The sequence below is a fragment of the Pseudomonas sp. MF7453 genome, assembly GCF_016405455.1.
Classification (GTDB): Bacteria; Pseudomonadota; Gammaproteobacteria; order Pseudomonadales; family Pseudomonadaceae; genus Aquipseudomonas; species Aquipseudomonas paralactis.
The window spans coordinates 120337-141297 of the sequence record NZ_JAEKCN010000012.1; the positions used below are offsets into that span (position 1 = coordinate 120337).

Sequence of the window (20961 nt, forward strand, 5' to 3'; positions counted from 1 at the left end):
CGCTATTCTCGGCGGCGCGCCATAACCTTGTGAGGTGTGGCGTAGAGCCATCAGGTAATGTCGGATCTCGGCATTGCCGATCGTCAATACATCTTCAACGCGGGGAAACATGCAGACACTTAAGGTCGATCTAGGCGAGCGCAGCTACCCGATCCACATTGGCGAAGGTCTGTTGGACCAGCCCGAACTGCTCGCGCCGCATATTGCTGGTCGGCAGGTGGCGATCATCTCCAACGAAACGGTTGCGCCGCTGTATCTTGAGCGTTTGAGCCGCAGCCTCGCGGCGTATTCGGTGATCTCTGTGGTGTTGCCTGATGGCGAAGCCCACAAGAACTGGGAAACCCTGCAACTGATCTTTGATGGCCTGCTGACTGCGCGCCATGACCGTCGAACCACCGTGGTTGCCTTGGGCGGCGGTGTGATCGGCGACATGGCCGGTTTTGCCGCAGCCTGCTACCAGCGCGGCGTGGATTTTATCCAGGTGCCGACCACCTTGTTGTCCCAGGTCGATTCGTCGGTGGGCGGCAAGACCGGTATCAACCACCCGCTGGGCAAGAACATGGTCGGTGCGTTCTACCAGCCACAGGCCGTGCTGATCGACACCGCGACCCTCAACACACTGCCACCGCGTGAGTTGTCGGCGGGCCTGGCGGAAGTCATCAAGTACGGGCTGATCTGCGACGAGCCCTTCCTGAGCTGGCTTGAAGAACATGTAGACGCTCTGCGCGCGCTCGACCAAGTGGCCCTGACCGAAGCGATTTCCCGCTCCTGCGCCGCCAAGGCACTGGTGGTCAATGCCGACGAGCGGGAGTCTGGCGTGCGCGCTACCCTGAACCTGGGCCACACCTTCGGCCATGCGATCGAAACGCACATGGGCTATGGTGTGTGGCTGCATGGGGAAGCCGTAGCGGCTGGCACGGTGATGGCATTGGAAATGTCGCAACGCCTGGGCTGGATCAGCGCTCAAGAGCGCGATCGCGGTATCCGCCTGTTCCAGCGCGCCGGTTTGCCGGTCATCCCTCCAGCACAGATGACCGAGGCAGATTTTCTCGAACATATGGCAATAGACAAGAAAGTGATCGACGGTCGACTGCGACTGGTACTGCTGCGCCACATGGGCGAGGCGGTCGTGACCGACGATTATCCGAAAGAGATTTTACAGGCCACGCTGGGAGCGGATTACCGCGCCCTGGCCCAGCTTAAAGGTTAATAAGATCCCGATGACTAGTTTGCATGCCGACGAGGCGTTCCTCGGCCATTATCACTTGAGCCATGACCCTTTCGCTCCACGGGTGCCCGGTTTCAAATTCTTCCCCGCCCAGCGCAAGCCGGTATTGGGGCAACTGCATCATCTGGCGCGTTACAGCCAGTTGCTGCTGGTGGTCACGGGGCCGTTGGGCAGTGGCAAGACCTTGCTGCGCCAGGCGCTGGTCGCCAGCACCAACAAGCAATCGGTGCAGAGCGTGGTGGTATCGGCCCGTGGCGCCGGTGATGCCGCGGGCGTGCTGCGCCAGGTTGCACAGGCCCTGGACGTAGCCAACGCCGAGCCGAATGCGATTCTCAAGCAAGTGGTGCAACTGGGCCTGACCGGCCAGGAAGTCTACCTGCTGGTCGACGACGCCGAGCAGCTCGACGAGTCCGCCCTGGAAGCGCTGTTGGCGCTGGCCGCAGGCACGCCGGAAGGCCGCCCGCATGTGTTCCTGTTTGGCGAGTCGTCGTTGATCGCCGACCTGGAGCAGATCAGCGGTGAGCAAGAGCTGTTCCACGTCATCGAATTGCAGCCGTACGAAGAGGAAGAGACCCGCGAATACCTGGCTCAGCGCCTCGAAGGTGCCGGGGCCGGTATCGAACTTTTCTCCGCTGCGCAGATCTCTGATATTCACGAAAGCTCCGATGGTTGGCCTGGAAACATCAACCAGGTTGCCCGCGATGCGATGATCGAAGCCATGATTGCCAGCCGCTCTGCGGTCAAGCGTCCAAAGATGGGGTTCACTATGCCTAAGAAGCACGTATTGGCTATTTCCGCCGTTGTCGTGGTCGCTGTAGCCGCCGCCTGGTTGATCCCGGGTCGCAACAAGGCACCGACAACCACCGGCGCGCCAACTGAGCAGGCGCAGTTGCCACTGGGCAAGCCCACTCCCAATGTCGAGTTCGCCAACTCCGGCCAACCGACCAACCTGCCGATGGTCGGCCAACCTGTGATGCGCGGCCCGCTGGCCGAAGAGGCCGGTGGCATCTCCGAAGGCGACGACGGTGTGCCGGTGGAAGGCTCCAGCGCCACGCCGCCGACTGTGACCACCACCGCGCCACCTGCAGGCGTACCGGCCGGTGTGCCTGCGACGCCGGTTGCTCCGGTCGCCAAGCCTGCTCCGACTCCGACTCCGGCGCCGACCGTGGCCACCGCCAAGCCTGCTCCGGTGACCAAGCCTGTTGCACCGGCGCCAGCCGCCAAACCAGCCCCGGCCGCCAAGCCTGCGGAAAAACCAGCCGCCACCGTGGCCAAGGCCGGCGCCGCCGGCAGCAGCTGGTACAGCAGCCAGCCTACCGGCAACTTTGTGGTACAGATCCTCGGCACCAGCTCCGAAGCCAACGCCCAGGCGTTCGTCAAAGAGCAGGGCGGTCAGTACCGTTATTTCAAGAAAGTGCTCAACGGCAAGCCTCTCTACGTGATCACCTACGGCAGCTTCCCAAGCCGCGCCGCAGCCGATTCTGCCATCAAGGCCTTGCCAGCGAAGGTCCAGGCTGGTAAACCTTGGCCTCGCACTGTTGCCAGCGTTCAACAAGAACTGGCAGCAACTCGCTGAAGATTCGGCGGCCTTACCCAGGCCGCCCTCCCGGCACCTCAAAAAAATCCGCAAGTGCGTGCTGCCCTTACAGGCCGCGCGCTTTGTGGTGTCTGCGCCACAGTAGCTTTTGAGTCGTAGCGGTCAGAATTAAAAAAGTTTTGACTAGCACAGCATATCGCTTTAAACCTTTCATAAATGCGACATAGATTTGCGACATTTCGTCGCTAAATTTGTGAGCGTCTGTGTCGGTGTGTACAATGACCTCCCTTTTGCCCCCGCTAAGCCGGCGTACGTTCGGCGTGGAAGGTAACCGGTTGAATTGAAAAGAAATTTGCCTCGATATAAGAGGCAGCCTGGTGAGAAAGTGTCTATGAAAGCAGGTCTGTACCAACCCGATGAATTCAAGGATAACTGCGGTTTCGGCCTGATAGCCCACATGCAGGGCGAGCCCAGTCATACCCTTTTGCAAACGGCCATCGAGGCCCTGACCTGCATGACCCACCGCGGTGGGATCAACGCCGACGGCAAGACCGGTGACGGTTGCGGCTTGCTGATTCAAAAGCCCGACCAGTTTCTGCGCGCTGTCGCCAAAGAGCATTTCGCGGCCGACCTGCCCAAGCAGTACGCCGTGGGCATGGTGTTTTTCAACCAGGACCCGGTAAAAGCCGAAGCCGCTCGCGAAAACATGAACCGCGAGATCGTGGCCGCCGGCCTGCAACTGGTCGGCTGGCGCAAAGTGCCCATCGACACCAGCGTACTCGGCCGTCTGGCCCTGGAGCGCCTGCCGCAGATCGAACAAGTGTTCATCGCAGGTGACGGCCTGAGCGACCAGGACATGGCGATCAAGCTGTTCACGTCCCGTCGTCGTTCGTCGGTGCTCAACGCCGCCGACACCGACCATTACATCTGCAGCTTTTCGCACAAGACCATCATTTATAAAGGCCTGATGATGCCGGCGGACTTGACCGCCTTCTATCCAGACCTGAGCGATGAGCGCCTGCAAACCGCAATCTGCGTGTTCCACCAGCGCTTCTCCACCAACACCCTGCCGAAATGGCCGCTGGCTCAGCCATTCCGCTTCCTCGCCCACAACGGCGAGATCAACACCATCACCGGCAACCGCAACTGGGCTGTGGCCCGGCGCACCAAGTTCGCCAACGATCTGATGGACCTCGAAGAACTCGGCCCGCTGGTCAACCGCGTGGGTTCGGACTCCTCCAGCATGGACAACATGCTTGAGCTGATGGTCACCGGTGGCATCGACCTGTTCCGTGGCGTGCGCATGATCATTCCGCCAGCGTGGCAGAACGTCGAGACCATGGACCCGGACCTGCGTGCATTCTACGAGTACAACTCGATGCACATGGAGCCGTGGGACGGCCCGGCCGGCGTGGTCATGACCGACGGCCGCTATGCGGTGTGCCTGCTCGACCGTAACGGCCTGCGCCCGGCGCGTTGGGTCACCACCACCAACGGCTTTATCACCCTCGCCTCGGAAATCGGCGTGTGGGACTACAAGCCAGAAGACGTGATCGCCAAAGGCCGTGTCGGCCCTGGCCAGATCCTGGCCGTGGACACCGAGACCGGGCAGATCCTCGATACCGACGCCATCGACAACCGTTTGAAGTCGCGTCACCCGTACAAGCAATGGCTGCGCAAGAACGCCTTGCGCATCCAGGCGACCATGGAAGACAACGACCACGGTTCGGCTTTCTACGACATCGATCAACTCAAGCAGTACATGAAGATGTACCAGGTCACGTTCGAAGAGCGCGACCAGGTGCTGCGCCCGCTCGGTGAGCAAGGCTACGAGGCGGTCGGCTCCATGGGCGATGATACGCCAATGGCCGTGCTGTCCCAGCGCGTGCGCACGCCGTACGACTACTTCCGCCAGCAGTTCGCCCAGGTGACCAACCCGCCGATCGACCCGCTGCGTGAAGCCATCGTCATGTCCCTGGAAGTGTGCCTTGGTGCCGAGCGCAACATCTTCCAGGAATCGCCTGAGCACGCCTCCCGCGTGATCCTCAGCTCGCCGGTCGTTTCACCGGCCAAGTGGCGCTCGCTGATGACCCTGGAGCGTCCAGGCTTCGACCGCCAGATCATCGACCTGAACTACGACGAGAGCCTGGGCCTTGAGGCCGCTGTGCGCAACGTCGCCGACCAGGCCGAAGAGGCTGTACGCGCCGGTCGCACCCAGATCGTACTGACCGACCGCCACATTGCGCCAGGCAAGTTGCCGATCCACGCGTCCCTGGCGACCGGCGCGGTGCACCACCGCCTGACCGAAAAAGGCCTGCGCTGCGACTCCAACATCCTCGTGGAAACCGCCACTGCCCGTGACCCGCATCACTTTGCGGTGCTGATCGGTTTCGGCGCTTCGGCGGTGTACCCGTTCCTCGCATACGAAGTGCTGGGCGACCTGATCCGTACCGGTGAAGTGCTGGGCGACCTCTACGAGGTGTTCAAGAACTACCGCAAGGGCATCACCAAGGGCCTGCTGAAGATCCTGTCGAAGATGGGCATCTCCACCGTCACCTCGTACCGTGGCGCTCAGTTGTTCGAAGCCATCGGCCTGTCCGAGGAAGTCTGCGAGCTGAGCTTCCGTGGCGTACCGAGCCGCATCAAGGGTGCGCGCTTCGTCGACATCGAAGCCGAGCAAAAAGCCCTGGCCTTGGAGGCCTGGAGTGCGCGCAAGCCGATCCAGCAAGGCGGCCTGCTCAAGTTCGTGCACGGTGGCGAATACCATGCGTACAACCCGGATGTGGTCAACACTCTCCAAGCCGCCGTGCAGCAGGGCGACTACGCCAAGTTCAAGGAATACACGAGCCTGGTGGATAACCGCCCGGTGTCGATGATTCGCGATCTGTTCAAGGTGAAAACCCTGGACACGCCGATGGACATCGCCGAAGTCGAGCCGCTGGAATCTATCCTCAAGCGCTTTGACTCCGCCGGGATTTCCCTGGGCGCCTTGTCGCCGGAAGCTCACGAAGCCCTGGCCGAGGCCATGAACCGCCTGGGTGCGCGTTCCAACTCCGGCGAAGGCGGTGAAGACCCGGCGCGCTACGGCACGCTCAAAAGCTCGAAAATCAAGCAGGTGGCTACCGGCCGTTTTGGTGTGACCCCCGAGTACCTGGTCAACGCCGAAGTGCTGCAGATCAAGGTCGCCCAGGGCGCCAAGCCGGGTGAGGGCGGTCAACTGCCAGGCGGCAAGGTCAACGGTTTGATCGCCAAGCTGCGCTACGCGGTGCCGGGCGTGACGTTGATCTCGCCACCGCCGCACCACGACATTTACTCGATTGAAGATTTGTCGCAGCTGATTTTCGACTTGAAACAAGTCAACCCCCAGGCCCTGGTCTCGGTGAAACTGGTGGCAGAAGCCGGCGTCGGCACCATTGCCGCCGGTGTGGCCAAGGCCTATGCCGACCTGATCACCATCTCCGGCTACGATGGCGGCACCGGCGCTTCGCCGCTGACCTCGATCAAGTACGCCGGTGCACCGTGGGAACTCGGCCTGGCCGAAACCCACCAGACCCTGCGCGGCAACGACCTGCGCGGCAAGGTGCGGGTACAGACTGACGGCGGCCTGAAAACCGGCCTCGATGTCATCAAGGCCGCGATCCTCGGCGCTGAAAGCTTCGGCTTCGGCACCGCGCCAATGATCGCCCTGGGCTGCAAATACCTGCGCATCTGCCACCTGAACAACTGCGCCACCGGCGTGGCGACTCAGAACGAAAAACTGCGCAAGGATCACTACATCGGCACCGTCGACATGGTGGTGAATTTCTTCACCTACGTCGCCGAAGAAACCCGTGAGTGGCTGGCCAAATTGGGTGTGCGTTCGCTGGAAGAGCTGATCGGTCGTACCGACCTGTTGGACATCCTCGAAGGTCAGACCGCCAAGCAACAGCATTTGGACCTGACACCGCTGTTGGGCAGCGATCACATCCCGGCAGACAAGCCACAGTTCTGCCAGGTGGACCGCAACCCGCCGTTCGACAAAGGCCTGCTGGCCGAGAAAATGGTCGAAATGGCCGGTTCCTCGATCAGCGACGCCAGCGGTGGCGAATTCGCCCTGGATATCTGTAACTGCGACCGCTCCATCGGTGCACGCATCTCCGGTGAAATCGCGCGCAAGCACGGCAACCAGGGCATGGCGAAAGCGCCGATCACCTTCCGCTTCAAGGGCACTGCGGGCCAGAGCTTCGGCGTGTGGAACGCCGGCGGCCTGCACATGTACCTGGAAGGCGACGCCAACGACTACGTGGGCAAGGGCATGACTGGCGGCAAACTGGTCATCGTTCCGCCGGCTGGCAGCGTGTACAAGACCCAGGACAGTGCCATCATCGGCAACACCTGCCTGTACGGCGCCACCGGTGGCAAGCTGTTTGCCGCAGGTACCGCCGGTGAGCGTTTCGCCGTGCGTAACTCCGGTGCCCACACCGTGGTGGAAGGCACTGGCGATCACTGCTGCGAGTACATGACCGGAGGCTTTGTCGCGGTACTGGGCAAGACCGGTTACAACTTCGGTTCGGGCATGACCGGCGGTTTCGCCTACGTGCTCGACCAGGACAACACCTTCGTCGACAAGGTCAACCACGAGTTGGTCGAGATCCAGCGGATCAGCGGCGAAGCCATGGAATCCTACCGGAACCACTTGCAGCACGTGCTGGACGAGTACGTCGAGGAAACCGGCAGCGAATGGGGCCGTAACCTCGCCGAAAACCTCGATGATTACCTGCGTCGTTTCTGGCTGGTCAAGCCCAAGGCTGCCAACCTGAAATCGTTGCTTTCCAGCATCCGTGCCAACCCGCAGTGATATGCGCCTGAACAGTTTGATGAGGTTTTAACATGGCTGAACGTCTGAATAACGACTTCCAGTTCATCGATGTCGGGCGCAAAGATCCGAAGAAGAAACTGTTGCGTCAACGCAAGAAAGAGTTCGTGGAAATCTACGAACCCTTCAAACCCCAGCACTCGGCCGACCAGGCCCACCGCTGCCTGGGTTGCGGTAACCCGTATTGCGAATGGAAGTGCCCGGTGCACAACTTCATTCCCAACTGGCTCAAGCTGGTGGCCGAGGGCAACATCCTCGCCGCCGCTGAGCTGTCGCACCAGACCAATACCCTGCCGGAAGTCTGCGGCCGGGTGTGCCCGCAAGACCGCTTGTGTGAAGGGGCCTGTACCCTCAACGACGGTTTCGGCGCGGTGACCATCGGTTCGGTGGAGAAGTACATCACCGACACCGCGTTCGCCATGGGCTGGCGCCCGGACATGTCCAAGGTCAAGCCGACCGGCAAGCGCGTCGCGATCATCGGCGCGGGCCCGGCGGGCCTTGGGTGTGCCGACGTGCTGGTGCGTGGCGGCGTAACCCCGGTGGTGTTCGACAAGAACCCGGAAATCGGTGGCCTGCTGACCTTCGGTATCCCCGAGTTCAAGCTGGAAAAAACCGTACTGAGCCACCGTCGTGAAGTGTTCACCGGCATGGGTATCGAGTTCCGCCTCAATACCGAAATCGGCAAAGACATCACCATGGAGCAACTGCTCGCCGAATACGATGCCGTGTTCATGGGCATGGGCACCTACACCTACATGAAGGGCGGCTTTGCCGGTGAGGACTTGCCAGGCGTGTATGACGCGCTCGACTTCCTGATCGCCAACGTCAACCGCAACCTGGGCTTTGAAAAGTCGCCGGAAGATTTCGTCGACATGAAGGGCAAGAAGGTCGTGGTGCTGGGCGGTGGCGACACGGCCATGGACTGCAACCGTACCTCGATCCGCCAGGGCGCCAAGTCGGTGACCTGTGCGTATCGCCGTGACGAAGCCAACATGCCCGGCTCGCGCAAAGAGGTGAAGAACGCCAAGGAAGAAGGCGTGAAATTCCTCTACAACCGCCAGCCGATTGCCATCGTGGGTGAAGACCGCGTCGAAGGCGTGAAGGTGGTCGAGACCCGTCTCGGCGAGCCGGATGCCCGTGGCCGTCGTAGCCCCGAGCCGATCCCGGGTTCCGAAGAAATCATCCCGGCCGACGCCGTGGTCATCGCCTTCGGTTTCCGCCCAAGCCCGGCGCCCTGGTTCGAGCAGTTTGAAATCCAGACCGACAGCCAGGGCCGCGTGGTAGCTCCGGAGCAAGGCCAGTACAAGCACCAGACCAGCAACCCGAAGATCTTCGCCGGTGGCGATATGGTGCGCGGGTCGGACCTGGTGGTAACCGCGATCTTCGAAGGCCGCAATGCCGCCGAAGGGATCCTGGACTACCTGCAGGTCTGATCAAATTTCAGTCTGAAATGCGATCAAATGTGGGAGCTGGCTTGCCTGCGATGCAGGCAACTCGGTCTGTCAGCCAGACCCAGTTGATGCTATCGCAGGCAAGCCAGCTCCCACACAAACCTCATTTCACATTGAGGTTTGTGTTGCCAGTCATTGCGACAAATTGACCCGATAGACAAAAGGCTCCGCTCTTGCCGTGCCTTTTGCGTCGCGCTCTGAGAAAATGCCCGCACTTTTTTTGCGGATGCCGACATGACTGCCCTCAAGAACGACCGTTTCCTTCGTGCCCTGCTCAAGCAACCCGTAGACGTCACGCCCGTGTGGATGATGCGTCAAGCCGGTCGCTACCTGCCGGAATACCGCGCCAGCCGCGCCAATGCAGGCGATTTCATGAGCCTGTGCATGAATCCGGAGTTCGCCTGCGAAGTCACCATGCAGCCGCTGGACCGCTACCCACAACTGGATGCGGCCATCCTCTTCTCCGATATCCTCACCATCCCTGATGCCATGGGCCAGGGCCTGTACTTCGAGACCGGCGAAGGCCCGCGCTTCAAGAAAGTCGTCAGCACCCTGGCCGATATCGAAGCCTTGCCGATCCCTGACCCACACAAAGACCTCGGTTATGTGATGGACGCCGTCAGCACCATCCGCCGCGAGCTTAACGGCCGTGTGCCGCTGATCGGCTTCTCCGGCAGCCCATGGACCCTGGCCACTTATATGGTTGAAGGCGGCTCGTCGAAAGACTTCCGCAAGACCAAGGCCATGCTCTACGACAACCCGCAAGCCATGCACCTGTTGCTGGACAAGCTGGCGCAGTCGGTCACGTCCTACCTCAACGGCCAGATCATGGCCGGTGCGCAAGCGGTGCAAATCTTCGACACCTGGGGCGGCAACCTGTCGGCGGCGGCCTACCAGGAGTTTTCCCTGGCCTACATGCGCAAGATTGTCAGCGGCCTGATCCGTGAACACGAAGGCCGCAAGGTTCCGGTGATCATGTTCACCAAAGGCGGCGGCCTGTGGCTGGAAAGCATCGCCGATGCTGGTGCCGATGCATTGGGCCTGGACTGGACCTGCGATATCGGAGACGCGCGTCGTCGCGTCGGCAACCAGGTCGCGCTGCAAGGCAACATGGACCCGACCGTGCTGTACGCCAAGCCAGAAGCGATCCGTACCGAAGTCGGGCGCATCCTGGCCAGCTATGGCAAGGGCACCGGGCACGTGTTCAACCTCGGCCATGGCATTACTCCGGAAGTGAACCCGGAGCACGCGGGCGCGTTCCTGCGGGCTGTGCATGAGTTGTCGGCGCAGTACCACGAGTGACAGTTGCCTGATAAAGAACGCCCGGCTTAGGCCGGGCGTTCTTGTTTGTGGTCAGCAGACGTATGGTACTTGTGGTGTCCGTCATTGCGGACATAATTAGCTTCTTGTACTGAAAAGTCCGTCATGGGTGACATTATGTTGCTGACTACTCCACCTGATCTTGGCGAAAGAATCCGCCAACTGCGCCGTGCCAAGGGCTTTAGTCAAGCGTATCTGGCGGACCGAGCCAAGTGCAACCGCAAGACCATCATTGATCTTGAAGCGGGTGAAAACGTCGCGATGTACACGGTGTTCCGGGTGATTTGCGCACTGGGGATGGCCTTGGAAGTTGTGGATAAACGCATCGATCTCAAATCCCTCGCCGATCTGGTGGAGCACGATGAGTAGAATCAAGCTGCTCAACGTTGTGACACCCCAGGGCCATGCAGGCGATTTGTCCAAAGGCTCGCAATTCTCGTTTGCTTATTCATCTGCTGATGCCGGGCGCGAAGTATCCCTGGTCATGCCCTACGACCCGACGCCTGCTGTCAGCAACGTACTGCATCCGATTTTCGATATGAACGTACCGGAAGGGTTTCTGGCCGATCAGATCAAACGACGGATGGCCAAGCATATGCAGGTAGACGAGATGCGCCTGTTATCGGTGATCGGCGGTAACCAGATTGGGCGGCTTACCTACCAGAACCCTGTTGAGGCATCAGCGCCCGTGAAGGCTCAGGTGGGCCTCCAGCAAATACTGTCAGCCGATATCTCCCAGGGTGTATTCGAATTTCTAGTGGAGACATATTTCGAGTCGGGTATTTCCGGTGTGCAACCCAAGGTACTGGTACCTGACCTGGACAAGCTGACGGGCAGTCGCAAAACCATGCTCAGTTCTGACCTGATCGTGAAGTCGGGTGCCGATGAATACGTTCATTTGGCACAGAACGAGTTCCTCTGCATGGAAGCTGCGCGTATTGCGGGCATGGAAACACCACCTTTCTGGTTGTCCGAAGGAGGCGATCTGTTTGTGATGGAGCGCTTTGACCTGACCCCGTCCGGGCGGCTTGGTTTTGAGGACATGGCCGTTCTATTGGGCCTCAACAAAGATCCCCACGACAATTACAAGTACTCGCAGAGCTACGAGACCCTTGCTGCGGTGATCAATCATGTTTGTGCGCAGGGTGATCCGTTACGCGAGCTTGAGCGGTTCTTCTCTTCGGTTTGCTTGTCAGTCATGGTGCGTAATGGTGATGCGCACCTGAAAAACTTTGGTGTGATCTACACCCATCCTGGCGCCCGTGAAACAGTGCAATTAGCGCCCGTCTTCGATGTCACCACCACTACTGTGTATGAGAACTACAATCCCAAGTCCGGTCGTTCATTGGTAGATCGCACCTTGGCGATAAAAATGAACAAGGTCAAAAACTATCCCGACCGCCAGCAACTGATGGAATTTGGTCGTAAGCACTGTGCGGTGGAGAAACCTTTGTTGATCATTGAGCGAATTGCCGAGGCAATGTCCGAGGCGCTCATTGCCCATCAAGCGCGTATCGATCTCGAGCTGTTTTCGGCAATGCAGGCGGAGTGGGATGGAGGACGTGCCATGGCGCTTCATGATTCGATCAGCACTGGAATGAAGCGAAAGCCCATTGGGAAAAAACCGCTGTGAGGCGGTTTTCTCATTAAACGGTATGCCTCAAGCTGCTGTGCGTCCCAACGGCGGCAACTTCGCCAGCTTCAACGCCACCAGTAACGCGCCAATCAGCAGCGCGACGATAAAACCGCCAATCCCGTTCCATCCGGCAAAGTGCCAGAAGAACCCGCCCGCCGTCCCGGCAATACTCGAGCCCACGTAATAGCAGAACAAGTACAGCGACGACGCCTGCCCCTTGGCTTTTACTGCCCGGCGGCCGATCCAACTGCTGGCCACCGAGTGGGCGCCGAAGAAGCCGAAGGTGAAGATCAACATGCCCGGCACCACCAGCCACAAAGGCGTGAACAGCGTCAGGGCCATGCCGGCGAGCATCAGCACGATGGTGGCCCACAGCACACGGCGGCGGCCGAGGCGGTCGGCCAGCGAGCCGATCTTGGCCGAGCTGTAGATGCCCGAGAGGTACACCAACGACAGCAGGCCCACCACCGCCTGGCTCAGCTCATACGGCGAGGCCAGCAGGCGATAGCCGATGTAGTTGAACATCGTTACGAAGGCGCCCATCAGCAGGAAGGCTTCAAGGAACAGCCATGGCAGGCCCGCATCCTTGAAGTGCATGACAAAGCCATCCACCAGGCTGCGTGGCTTGAGGCTGCTGGCGCGGAAGTTGCGCGATGGCGGCAGGATCTTCCAGAACACTGTGGCGGCGATCAGTGCCAGAGCGCCGATGATCAGCATTGCGGTGTGCCAGCTGACGAAGTCGATCAACACGCCGATGATCAGGCGCCCGCTCATGCCGCCAATCGCGTTGCCACCGATGTACAAACCCATGGCCAGGCCGATGTGCTGCGGGTGGATCTCTTCGCTCAGGTAGGTCATCGCCACCGCAGCCAGGCCGCTCAAGGACAAGCCTACCAGTGCGCGCATCAGCAGAATCCCCTCCCAGCTCGGCATCAAGCCGCTGGCGATGGTGGCCAGTGCCGCACAGAACAATGCGGCAACCATCACCGGCTTGCGCCCCAGCCGGTCGGATATCGGCCCGGTGACCAGCAGACCGCAGGCGAGCATGGCGGTCGCGACGGACAGGATCAGGCTGCTTTGCGCCGCATTGATGGAAAACTCGTGGGACAGCGCCGGCATCATCGGCTGTACGCAATACAACAGCGCAAAGGTGGCAAACCCGCCGGAGAACAGCGCCAGCACGGTGCGCATGAACATCGGCGTGCCTTTTTCGATGTACTCGTCATTAAGCTGCGCCACCACCTCATCGAGGGCAGAGGGCGGAGTGTGTTGAGCAAGTGGAGCAACAGCAGGATTCACGGGGACCTCGGGGAGGAAAGTCTGCCAGGACTGACAATACGAAAAAGAATATAGCTGGCTAATGTTTCTTTCCAATATATTGTTCGACCTGTTTGATAGGTTCTACGACCTAATGAGGTGTGCATGGAATTACGTCACCTGCGGTACTTCATCGCCGTCGCCGAAGAACTGCATTTTGGCCGCGCCGCGCAAGTGCTGGGTATCTCGCAACCGCCCTTGAGCCAGCAGATCCAGGCACTTGAGCAAGAGGTGGGGGCGCGGTTATTTGAGCGTACCAATCGTCGGGTCGAGCTGAGCGAGGCAGGACGCCTGTTTCTGCAAGAGGCGCGGCTGGTGCTGGCCCAGGTCGACAAGGCGGCGGATGTGGCGCGCAGGGCACAATTGGGCGAACTCGGCGAACTGAAGATCGGCTTCACGTCCTCCGCGCCGTTCAATTCCAGTATTCCCCAGGCGATCTTTGCGTTTCGCCAGGCCTTCCCGGCAGTGCATCTGAACCTGCAAGAAATGAGCAGCACCCAAGTGGCCGAGTCGCTGGTGGATGAGTCGATTCAGGTCGGGCTGATGCGGCCTTTGCCGCTGCCCGACTCGTTGAGCGTGGTCGAATTGATGCGTGAGCCGTTGGTCGCCGTGTTGAGCGCCGGCCATCCGTTGGTGGAAGGCAGCGAGCGCGGCTTGCACCTGGCGCAGTTGGCGCAGGAACCCTTTGTATTTTTCCCGCGCACCTACGGCAGCGGTTTATATGCCCAATTGCTCAGCCTGGCCCGCGATGCCGGGTTCAGCCCGCACTTCGCTCAGGAAGCCGGGGAAGCGATGACCATCATCGGCCTGGTGGCCGCGGGGTTGGGCGTGTCGGTGTTGCCGGCGTCTTACCAACGTATCCGCATCGATGGCGTGGTCTATCGCACCTTGCTGGACCCGCAGGCGATGACAGCGGTGTGGCTGGTGCAGCGCAAGGGCGCGCAAACACCGATGGCGAAGGGGTTTGTGGAGTTGTTGACGCGTAAGGCCGCTCAATAACGCCCTTGAGCACATGGCATATCTCATGTGGGAGGGGGCTTGCTCCCGATAGCGGTGGTTCAGTTAGAGAGACTGAGACTGACACACTGCTATCGGGAGCAAGCCCCCTCCCACATTTGACCTTACTGCATTCCGGCCGAGCGCAACCCCGCCAGAATATCCCGATCCAGCATGCTCACCCAACGGTTGTAGTTGCGATGGATCTTGCCGTCCTTGTAGCCCAGGTCGCGGCTGTCGCGATAGGTGATGGCGTAGCTGTTGCGGGTGTAGCGGATGTCGATGGCGGCGTAGAACTGGCCGCGCACGGTGATCTCGGCCTGCACCAGTTGCGGGCTCAGGCGTTGCACCGTCCACTCGCGTTTTTGCAGGGCGGCGACGATCACCTGTTTCATTTTTTCTTCGCTGACCTGGGTTGTGGCCGGTAACTCATGCTGGGTGTTGAGCACGGGGTTGCTGGTGCAGCCAGCCGTGGTCAGCAGGGCCAGGGTGATCAGGGTAGCGCGTAGCAGGGAAGACATTCCGTTTTCTCCAATCGATTAAAAAGTCAGGCCCAGCGGCGGAAGATTAACGAGGTGTTAACGCCGCCGAAGGCAAAATTGTTGTTCATCACGTAGTCGTTGTGCATCTGGCGAAAGCCACCTTGCAGGTAATCCAGTTCGCCGCATTGCGGGTCGACCGCGTCCAGGTTGAAGGTGTGCACGTATTGGTCGCGGTTCATCATCTCAATGCTGAACCACGACTCCAGTGCGCCGCAGGCACCCAGGGTGTGGCCGAGGAAACTCTTCTGCGAGCTGATCGGCATACGGCTGCCGAACAGGCTGCTGGTGGCCAGGGTTTCAGCGATGTCGCCCTGATCGGTGGCCGTGCCGTGGCCGTTCACGTAGCCGATGGCGGACGGTTCAAGACCTGCGTCTTCCAGGGCCAGTTCCATGGCGCGGCGCATGGTTTTCTGCTCCGGGCGGGTGGTGTGCTGGCCGTCGGCATTGCTGCCGAAGCCAACCAGTTCCGCGTGAATATGCGCGCCCCGCGCCAACGCGTGTTCCAACTCTTCGAGCACCAACATGCCGCCGCCTTCACCGATCACCAGGCCGTCGCGGCCGCTGTCGTAGGGGCGCGGGCTGGTTTGTGGCGCGTCGTTTTTCAAGCTGGTGGCGTAGAGCGCATCGAACACCATGGCTTCGGTGGGGCACAGCTCTTCGGCGCCGCCGGCGAGCATCAATGGCAGGCGCCCGAACTTGATCGCCTCGTAGGCATAGCCAATGCCCTGGCTACCGCTGGTGCAGGCGCTGGAGGTAGGGATCAAGCGCCCGGTAAGGCCAAAGAAAATGCTGATATTCGCCGCCGTGGTGTGCGGCATCATGCGTACATAGGAGTTGGCGTTAAGCCCCTCGGCCACCGAATTGAGCAGCATATTGCCGAACGCCTTGATCTCATCGGTGCTGCCGGTGGACGAGCCACACGCCACGCCCATACGTCCGTCCTTGATCGACGGGTCACCGAGCAGGCCGGCGTCCTGCAGCGCCTGCTCCGCCGCCCACACCGCCAGGCGCGACACACGCCCCATGCTGCGCAATTGCTTGCGGGTCCAGTGCGCAGGCACCACAAAGTCATCAATCGGCCCCGCCAGGCGCGTGTTCAATTCGGTGAAACGGTCCCACTCATCCATGCGCCGGATACCGCTGCGGTTGGCGCTAAAGTTGGCGGCGATGGTGCCCCAATCACTTCCCAGGGAGGTCACGCCGGCCATGCCGGTGACGACGACGCGCTTCATCAGCACAAGCCTCCGTTCACGGCCAGCACCTGGCGCGTGATATAGCCCGCTTCAGCCGACATCAGAAAATTCACCGCGCCAGCCACCTCTTCCGGTGTGCCCATGCGTTGCGCCGGGATCATCTTCATCAACTCTTCCACGGGTACGTTTTCATCCAGCATTGCGGTGTCGATCAGCCCCGGAGCCACGCAGTTGACGGTGATCTTGCGTTTGCCCAGCTCGATCGCCAGCGCCTTGGCCGCGCCGATCAGGCCGGCTTTCGATGCACTGTAATTGACCTGGCCGCGATTGCCGATCAGCCCGGAAACCGACGTGATGCACACGATGCGCCCTGCGGCGCGACGACGGATCATCGGCATCATCACCGGGTGCAGCACGTTATAGAAACCATCGAGATTGGTACGCATCACCACGTCCCAATCATCTTCCGACAAGGCCGGGAAGGCGCCGTCGCGGGTCAGGCCGGCATTGAGCACCACACCGTAATAGGCGCCATGCTGCTCTACATCGGCCTCAAGCATGGCTTTGCAACTGGCACGGTCAGACACGTCGAATTGCAGCACCCGCGCCTTGCGCCCCAGTGCCTCGATTTCCACCTGCACCGCCTCGGCTTGCGCCCGGCCACTGCGGCAATGCAGCACGATGTCATGGCCGGCCTGGGCCAGGCGCAGGGCAATGGCGCGGCCGATGCCACGGCTGGAGCCGGTGACCAGTACGGATTCAGTCATGACGTTGGGTCCTTCGATTCATCTAAATAGTTGGCCGCCTGGGGCGGTCGAAATACGTTCAGGCGCGCACTGGCCTGGATGCCGTCGCCGGTGAGGTGGCATTCGAACACACCCATGCCGTTGTCGTCTTCAAGCGAGCGCAGGCCGTGGATATTCAGCTCGGCGCCCGCCGGGAAGTGCTCCACGTTGCACTCGAACTTACGTGTACCCAACAGGAAGCCCAGTTCCACTGCACGGCCTTGCTGGCGTGCATGGCAACCGGCAAAGGCGGCGACGCTTTGCGCCATCAGCTCAATACCGACCCAGGCCGGCAGGCTGCCGTCGGCACGATTGAACAGGCCGTCGGGCTTGACGGTGACGCGGGTGCGGATCTGCTCATCATCGAACGACAGCACCTGGTCGATCAGGATCATATCGCCCGCGTGGGGCAGCAGTTCGGCAAGTGGCCAATCGTTCATGGGGCCTCTGCGATTATCAGGCTGACGTTATTGCCGCCGAAGGCAAACGAGTTGCTCATCAGGCAGGTTTTTTTCAAGGTGTCGCCGCTGTGCGTCCATTGCAAGGCGGGCAGCGCCGGATCGGCGTGACCGTCCCACACGTGAGGCGGCAACTGGCCGTGAGCCAGGCTCAGCCAGCAGAACGCCGCTTCCAGCGCTCCGGCGGCGCCAAGGGTGTGGCCGGTCATGGGCTTGGTCGATGAACAGGCCACGCCGCCGGGAAACAGGCTGGCGACGGCCAGGCTTTCCATGGCGTCGTTGTGTTGGGTGGCGGTGCCGTGCAGGTTAAGGTAGCCGATCTGCTCGGGGGCCAGCTTTGCGCTGGCCAGGGCTTTGCGCATCGCCTGCAATGCACCCTTGCCGCTGGGCTCGGGTGCGGAGATATGGTGGGCGTCGCAACTGGCGCCGCTGCCCAGCAAGGCGATCGGTGCCGGTTCGCGGCTCATCAGGAACAGCACGGCCGCCTCGCCGATATTGATACCGTTGCGGTTCACCGAAAACGGGTTGCAGCGCTCGCTGGATACCGCCTCCAGCGAGGTAAATCCATTCAGGGTCAGCTTGCACAGGCTGTCCACGCCGCCGCAGATCACCGCATCGCACACCCCCAGGTTCAGCAAGCGCTGGGCGCTCATCAAGGCACGGGCGCTGGAGGTACAGGCGGTGGAAATTACATAGGCCGGGCCGCTCAATTGCAGCCAGTCGGCAAGGAAGTTTGCCGGGGCGCTGAGTTCCTGTTGCTGGTAGTCGTAGTCGGCAGGGAACTGCTGGTCGCGCAGGTAATGAGCAATGCCACGGCTGGCTTCGTCGATGCCCGAGGTGCTGGTGCCAAGCACCACGCCGACTCGCCCGGGGCCATAGGTTTGAATGGCCTGGCGGATCTGATCGTCGATCTGCAACGCCGCTTCCAGCAACAACTGGTTATTGCGGCTGCTGTGTTGAGCCAACGCCACCGGCAGAGGCACCAGTTCGCCCTGGACGCCGGCCACCGGCACCACGCGCTCCGGCACCCAGCCGCTTTCGGCACGCATCCCTGAGCAGTCGCCGGCAAACAGGTTGCGGCTGACTTCGGCCTGGCCGCGGCCAAGGGCGCAGATCACACCGAGGGCATTGAGGTAGGCGGTCATCGGCTGACACCCAGCGGCGTGATGCGATAACTCAACGGCTGGCCGGCCATGTTCACGCTGAACACCTCGGAAGACTGATAGATGATTTGCCAGTGGCCCGGCAGCGTGCGCGTCAGGTCCATCGCCTGGGCGTGCGGATACAATGCCGGCACATCACCGGCCGGGGTCAGGGCAAACAGCAGCGCGGCAAACAACTCCCGCGCCTGGGGATTGGGCGGCAGCAACCCGTCGGCCTGCCACTGCCCATCGAGCAGTTTTTGCCGGGCCAGAGGGATGCCCAAAGGGTCCATCATCGACCAGCGAATCGCGTTGCCTTCGCGCTGGATCACCAGCAGCCAGTCCTGGTGCTGGCCGTCCGCCTGGCGCTGCACATGCAGTTGCATCGGCAAGGCCAGGGCCGGGATTTGTTCCGGCAACGGTGCCTGGCTGGCGCAGGCGCTCAGCAGCAACAGGCAGCCCATCAACAGCAGGCGCATCATGGGGTGGTGGTCTCCAAAGGTTTGCGCGCAACGCAGTTGACCAGGGTTTCCTCACGCTGGCCCACCGGCGGCGCCTTGCGCAGGCCCCAGCGTTCCAACAGGCCGAAGTCGCTGGAGCGGCTCCACCACAGGTAGGGGTACGAGACATTCTGCGAGTCGAATTCAAAACCCTGCTCGCGCAGCATCTCCAGGTACTCTTCGGCGCTTTTTTGCACATGCATCGGGTGGCGGAACAGCCAGCGAATCACCCAAGTGTCGATATAGGCTTCGGTGGATTCGGCAAACAGCAGATAGCCGCCCGGTTTGAGCACCCGATAGAACTCCTTGAGTGCGCGATGTTGCTCGACCAAGTGGTGAAAGGTCTGGTGGCAAAACACGATATCGACGCTGGCGTCCGGTACATCGAGGGTGGCGCAGTCACTGCCGATCAGCTCGACAGTCAGGCCCTGGCGCGCAGCCTCTTCACGGCTCAGCTCCAGGCTGTGCGGGTCGGCATCCAGGCCGATCAGGCGTGCAGGCGCAAACACCTGCTGCAGCAACCGGAAGGATTTGCCCTGGCCACAACCGGCGTCCAGCAGCACCGGCGCCACCGGCAGCGGCTCGCTGAACAGGCTGCGCAGGTCGTTGATCGCCACGCGCAATACGTGATGCTGCCAGGTGTGGCTGCGCAGGAACCAGAAGCCGAAACGGGTTTCTTCGACGTAGTTTTTGCTCAGGTAGTTTTTTCCAACGGCAGGGCTGTTCATACCGGCTCACTCGCACAGATTTCCGACAGCATCCGCAACCGTCGTTTCGGCTCGCTGACAAACGGGTTGCGCTCATCCCAGGCGTAACCGGCCAGGATCGAACTGATCATGCGGCGAATCTCCGCGGAGCTGCCAGGATGGAAAATCACGTCCTGGAACGTGCCCGCATACCAGCCTTCGACGTAGCAGCGGAAAGTGTCGACACCGCGCTTCAAGGGGTCGGCAAATTCGCTTTGCCAGTCCACGGTTTCGCCGTTGAGCTGGCGGTGCAGGACAGCGGCGGCCATGCTGGCCGAGCGCATGGCGATGGTCACACCGGACGAGAACACCGGGTCGAGAAATTCCGCCGCATTGCCCAGCAGCGCAAAGCCCGGACCGTGCAGGGTTTTGACGTTGGCCGAATAGCCGCCGATGCTGCGCGCCGGGGTGTCCCATACGGCGTTTTGCAGCACGGCGCACAGGCTTGGGGTTTGCTCGATGAAGCTGCGCAGGCAGGCGTCGAGGTCGCTGTCGCGGCCATCGAAATGCTCCTTGGCCGCAACTACGCCTACTGAGCAGCGGCCGTTACTGAACGGGATGGTCCAGAACCAGATGTCGCGCTGGGTCGGGTGAGTGGTGACCAGGATTTTGCTGCGATCAAAGCCTGGGTGTTCGATGCGGTCTTCGACGTGAGTGAACACGGCCTGGCGCAGCGGGAAGTTTGACGGCGCCTCCAGGTCCAGCAGGCGTGGCAGCACGCGGCCATAGCCGCTGGCATCCAGTACGAACCTGGCCTTGATGTGGTACGTGCTGCCATTGTCTCGGCGCACATGCAGGTAACGGCATTCGCCGGAAAAATCCACGCCGACAATGCTTTGGCCGTAGCGGATTTCCACGCCTTGCAGCGCCGCCTGGTCGGCCAGCAACTTGTCGAACTCGCCGCGCTGCACCTGGAAGGTGGTGGGCTTGCCGTTGCTGAAGGTGTCGCCAAAATCAAACGCACTGTAGCGCTCGCCCCAGGCGAACGCGGCGCCGGTTTTGAGCTGGAATCCGGCCGCCTCTACAGCGTCGAGCATCCCGGCTTCTTCGATAAAGTCGATGCAGTGAGACAGCAGGCTTTCGCCAATCGAGAAGCGCGGGAAGTGCTCGCGCTCGATGATCAATACGTCATGCCCCTTGCGCTTTAACAGCGCGGCCGCGATGGCACCGGATGGCCCGGCACCGATCACCACTACCTGGCGACGTTCCATTTCAACTGTGGGCACGAGGGCTCCTTGCCGCATGGGCGAAAATC

The 20961-nt window shown here is 61.1% G+C and carries 17 protein-coding genes; 8 read left to right on the forward strand and 9 right to left on the reverse strand.

All coding sequences use genetic code 11. The features are described 5' to 3' along the window. Positions 1 to 109 precede the first annotated feature (109 nt). The 7 genes from aroB to JFT63_RS19475 all read left to right on the forward strand — a co-directional run bounded on the left by aroB (position 110) and on the right by JFT63_RS19475 (position 12024). Complete coding sequence (gene aroB, locus JFT63_RS19445; protein ID WP_057702502.1) at positions 110 to 1210, forward strand: 3-dehydroquinate synthase; 1101 nt, start codon at positions 110 to 112, stop codon at positions 1208 to 1210. 10 nt (positions 1211 to 1220) lie between these two features. Further along, the gene (locus JFT63_RS19450) at positions 1221 to 2804 is read left to right on the forward strand and encodes an SPOR domain-containing protein (RefSeq protein ID WP_198707417.1); all 1584 of its coding nucleotides are present in this window, start codon (positions 1221 to 1223) and stop codon (positions 2802 to 2804) included. Between the two features lie 352 nt (positions 2805 to 3156). After that, entirely contained in the window at positions 3157 to 7602 is a 4446-nt protein-coding gene (gene gltB, locus JFT63_RS19455) for a glutamate synthase large subunit (RefSeq protein WP_186559622.1), read from the forward strand. Between the two features lie 32 nt (positions 7603 to 7634). Next, entirely contained in the window at positions 7635 to 9053 is a 1419-nt protein-coding gene (locus JFT63_RS19460; RefSeq protein WP_003187920.1) for an FAD-dependent oxidoreductase, read from the forward strand. 252 nt (positions 9054 to 9305) lie between these two features. Continuing rightward, the gene (hemE, locus tag JFT63_RS19465; RefSeq protein ID WP_198844547.1) at positions 9306 to 10373 is read left to right on the forward strand and encodes a uroporphyrinogen decarboxylase; all 1068 of its coding nucleotides are present in this window, start codon (positions 9306 to 9308) and stop codon (positions 10371 to 10373) included. Between the two features lie 123 nt (positions 10374 to 10496). Then, positions 10497 to 10760, forward strand: a complete 264-nt coding sequence (locus tag JFT63_RS19470) for a helix-turn-helix transcriptional regulator (protein WP_186559619.1) — start codon at positions 10497 to 10499, stop codon at positions 10758 to 10760. Next, on the forward strand, positions 10753 to 12024 hold the full coding sequence (locus tag JFT63_RS19475; protein ID WP_186559617.1) for a type II toxin-antitoxin system HipA family toxin: 1272 nt from the start codon (positions 10753 to 10755) through the stop codon (positions 12022 to 12024). The genes JFT63_RS19470 and JFT63_RS19475 overlap by 8 nt, the downstream gene beginning before the upstream one ends. 27 nt (positions 12025 to 12051) lie before the next feature. Here the strand turns inward: JFT63_RS19475 and JFT63_RS19480 are convergent, their stop codons facing one another. Continuing rightward, positions 12052 to 13326 (reverse strand): MFS transporter, encoded by a 1275-nt coding sequence (locus JFT63_RS19480; protein WP_198844548.1) that lies wholly within the window; start codon positions 13324 to 13326, stop codon positions 12052 to 12054. Between the two features lie 123 nt (positions 13327 to 13449). On the opposite strand from JFT63_RS19480, the gene JFT63_RS19485 reads away from it, so the two are divergent. After that, positions 13450 to 14343, forward strand: a complete 894-nt coding sequence (locus JFT63_RS19485; protein WP_186559613.1) for a LysR family transcriptional regulator — start codon at positions 13450 to 13452, stop codon at positions 14341 to 14343. Between the two features lie 122 nt (positions 14344 to 14465). Here the strand turns inward: JFT63_RS19485 and JFT63_RS19490 are convergent, their stop codons facing one another. Genes JFT63_RS19490 through JFT63_RS19525 form a run of 8 tightly spaced genes read right to left on the reverse strand, consistent with a single transcriptional unit; the run spans position 14466 to position 20932 of the window. Continuing rightward, positions 14466 to 14861 carry a hypothetical protein gene (locus JFT63_RS19490; protein WP_198844549.1) on the reverse strand — a complete coding sequence of 132 codons (396 nt, stop codon included), beginning with the start codon at positions 14859 to 14861 and terminating at the stop codon, positions 14466 to 14468. 26 nt (positions 14862 to 14887) lie between these two features. Further along, positions 14888 to 16114 carry a beta-ketoacyl-ACP synthase gene (locus JFT63_RS19495; RefSeq protein ID WP_198707412.1) on the reverse strand — a complete coding sequence of 409 codons (1227 nt, stop codon included), beginning with the start codon at positions 16112 to 16114 and terminating at the stop codon, positions 14888 to 14890. Continuing rightward, complete coding sequence (gene fabG, locus JFT63_RS19500) at positions 16114 to 16842, reverse strand: 3-oxoacyl-ACP reductase FabG (RefSeq protein ID WP_057702510.1); 729 nt, start codon at positions 16840 to 16842, stop codon at positions 16114 to 16116. The genes JFT63_RS19495 and fabG overlap by 1 nt, the downstream gene beginning before the upstream one ends. Continuing rightward, the gene (locus JFT63_RS19505) at positions 16839 to 17300 is read right to left on the reverse strand and encodes a hotdog family protein (RefSeq protein ID WP_057702511.1); all 462 of its coding nucleotides are present in this window, start codon (positions 17298 to 17300) and stop codon (positions 16839 to 16841) included. The genes fabG and JFT63_RS19505 overlap by 4 nt, the downstream gene beginning before the upstream one ends. Continuing rightward, the gene (locus tag JFT63_RS19510) at positions 17297 to 18463 is read right to left on the reverse strand and encodes a beta-ketoacyl-[acyl-carrier-protein] synthase family protein (RefSeq protein ID WP_198844550.1); all 1167 of its coding nucleotides are present in this window, start codon (positions 18461 to 18463) and stop codon (positions 17297 to 17299) included. The genes JFT63_RS19505 and JFT63_RS19510 overlap by 4 nt, the downstream gene beginning before the upstream one ends. Further along, positions 18460 to 18942, reverse strand: coding sequence for a DUF3261 domain-containing protein (locus JFT63_RS19515; protein WP_186559605.1), 483 nt, complete (start codon positions 18940 to 18942; stop codon positions 18460 to 18462). The genes JFT63_RS19510 and JFT63_RS19515 overlap by 4 nt, the downstream gene beginning before the upstream one ends. Further along, the gene (locus JFT63_RS19520; protein ID WP_198844551.1) at positions 18939 to 19688 is read right to left on the reverse strand and encodes a class I SAM-dependent methyltransferase; all 750 of its coding nucleotides are present in this window, start codon (positions 19686 to 19688) and stop codon (positions 18939 to 18941) included. Before JFT63_RS19520 ends, JFT63_RS19515 begins: the two co-directional genes overlap by 4 nt. Further along, on the reverse strand, positions 19685 to 20932 hold the full coding sequence (locus JFT63_RS19525) for an NAD(P)/FAD-dependent oxidoreductase (RefSeq protein ID WP_057702515.1): 1248 nt from the start codon (positions 20930 to 20932) through the stop codon (positions 19685 to 19687). The genes JFT63_RS19520 and JFT63_RS19525 overlap by 4 nt, the downstream gene beginning before the upstream one ends. Positions 20933 to 20961 lie beyond the last annotated feature (29 nt).

Bases quoted from the DNA above. Each gene is read 5' to 3' on its own strand.
- JFT63_RS19510 (WP_198844550.1), bottom strand. From the start codon at position 18,463: ATGACCGCCTACCTCAATGCCCTCGGTGTGATCTGCGCCCTTGGCCGC.
- gltB (WP_186559622.1), top strand. From the start codon at position 3,157: ATGAAAGCAGGTCTGTACCAACCCGATGAATTCAAGGATAACTGCGGT.
- JFT63_RS19515 (WP_186559605.1), bottom strand. From the start codon at position 18,942: ATGATGCGCCTGCTGTTGATGGGCTGCCTGTTGCTGCTGAGCGCCTGC.
- fabG (WP_057702510.1), bottom strand. From the start codon at position 16,842: ATGACTGAATCCGTACTGGTCACCGGCTCCAGCCGTGGCATCGGCCGC.
- JFT63_RS19485 (WP_186559613.1), top strand. From the start codon at position 13,450: ATGGAATTACGTCACCTGCGGTACTTCATCGCCGTCGCCGAAGAACTG.
- hemE (WP_198844547.1), top strand. From the start codon at position 9,306: ATGACTGCCCTCAAGAACGACCGTTTCCTTCGTGCCCTGCTCAAGCAA.
- JFT63_RS19475 (WP_186559617.1), top strand. From the start codon at position 10,753: ATGAGTAGAATCAAGCTGCTCAACGTTGTGACACCCCAGGGCCATGCA.
- JFT63_RS19470 (WP_186559619.1), top strand. From the start codon at position 10,497: ATGGGTGACATTATGTTGCTGACTACTCCACCTGATCTTGGCGAAAGA.
- JFT63_RS19505 (WP_057702511.1), bottom strand. From the start codon at position 17,300: ATGAACGATTGGCCACTTGCCGAACTGCTGCCCCACGCGGGCGATATG.
- JFT63_RS19460 (WP_003187920.1), top strand. From the start codon at position 7,635: ATGGCTGAACGTCTGAATAACGACTTCCAGTTCATCGATGTCGGGCGC.
- JFT63_RS19495 (WP_198707412.1), bottom strand. From the start codon at position 16,114: ATGAAGCGCGTCGTCGTCACCGGCATGGCCGGCGTGACCTCCCTGGGA.
- JFT63_RS19450 (WP_198707417.1), top strand. From the start codon at position 1,221: ATGACTAGTTTGCATGCCGACGAGGCGTTCCTCGGCCATTATCACTTG.
- aroB (WP_057702502.1), top strand. From the start codon at position 110: ATGCAGACACTTAAGGTCGATCTAGGCGAGCGCAGCTACCCGATCCAC.
- JFT63_RS19520 (WP_198844551.1), bottom strand. From the start codon at position 19,688: ATGAACAGCCCTGCCGTTGGAAAAAACTACCTGAGCAAAAACTACGTC.
- JFT63_RS19490 (WP_198844549.1), bottom strand. From the start codon at position 14,861: ATGTCTTCCCTGCTACGCGCTACCCTGATCACCCTGGCCCTGCTGACC.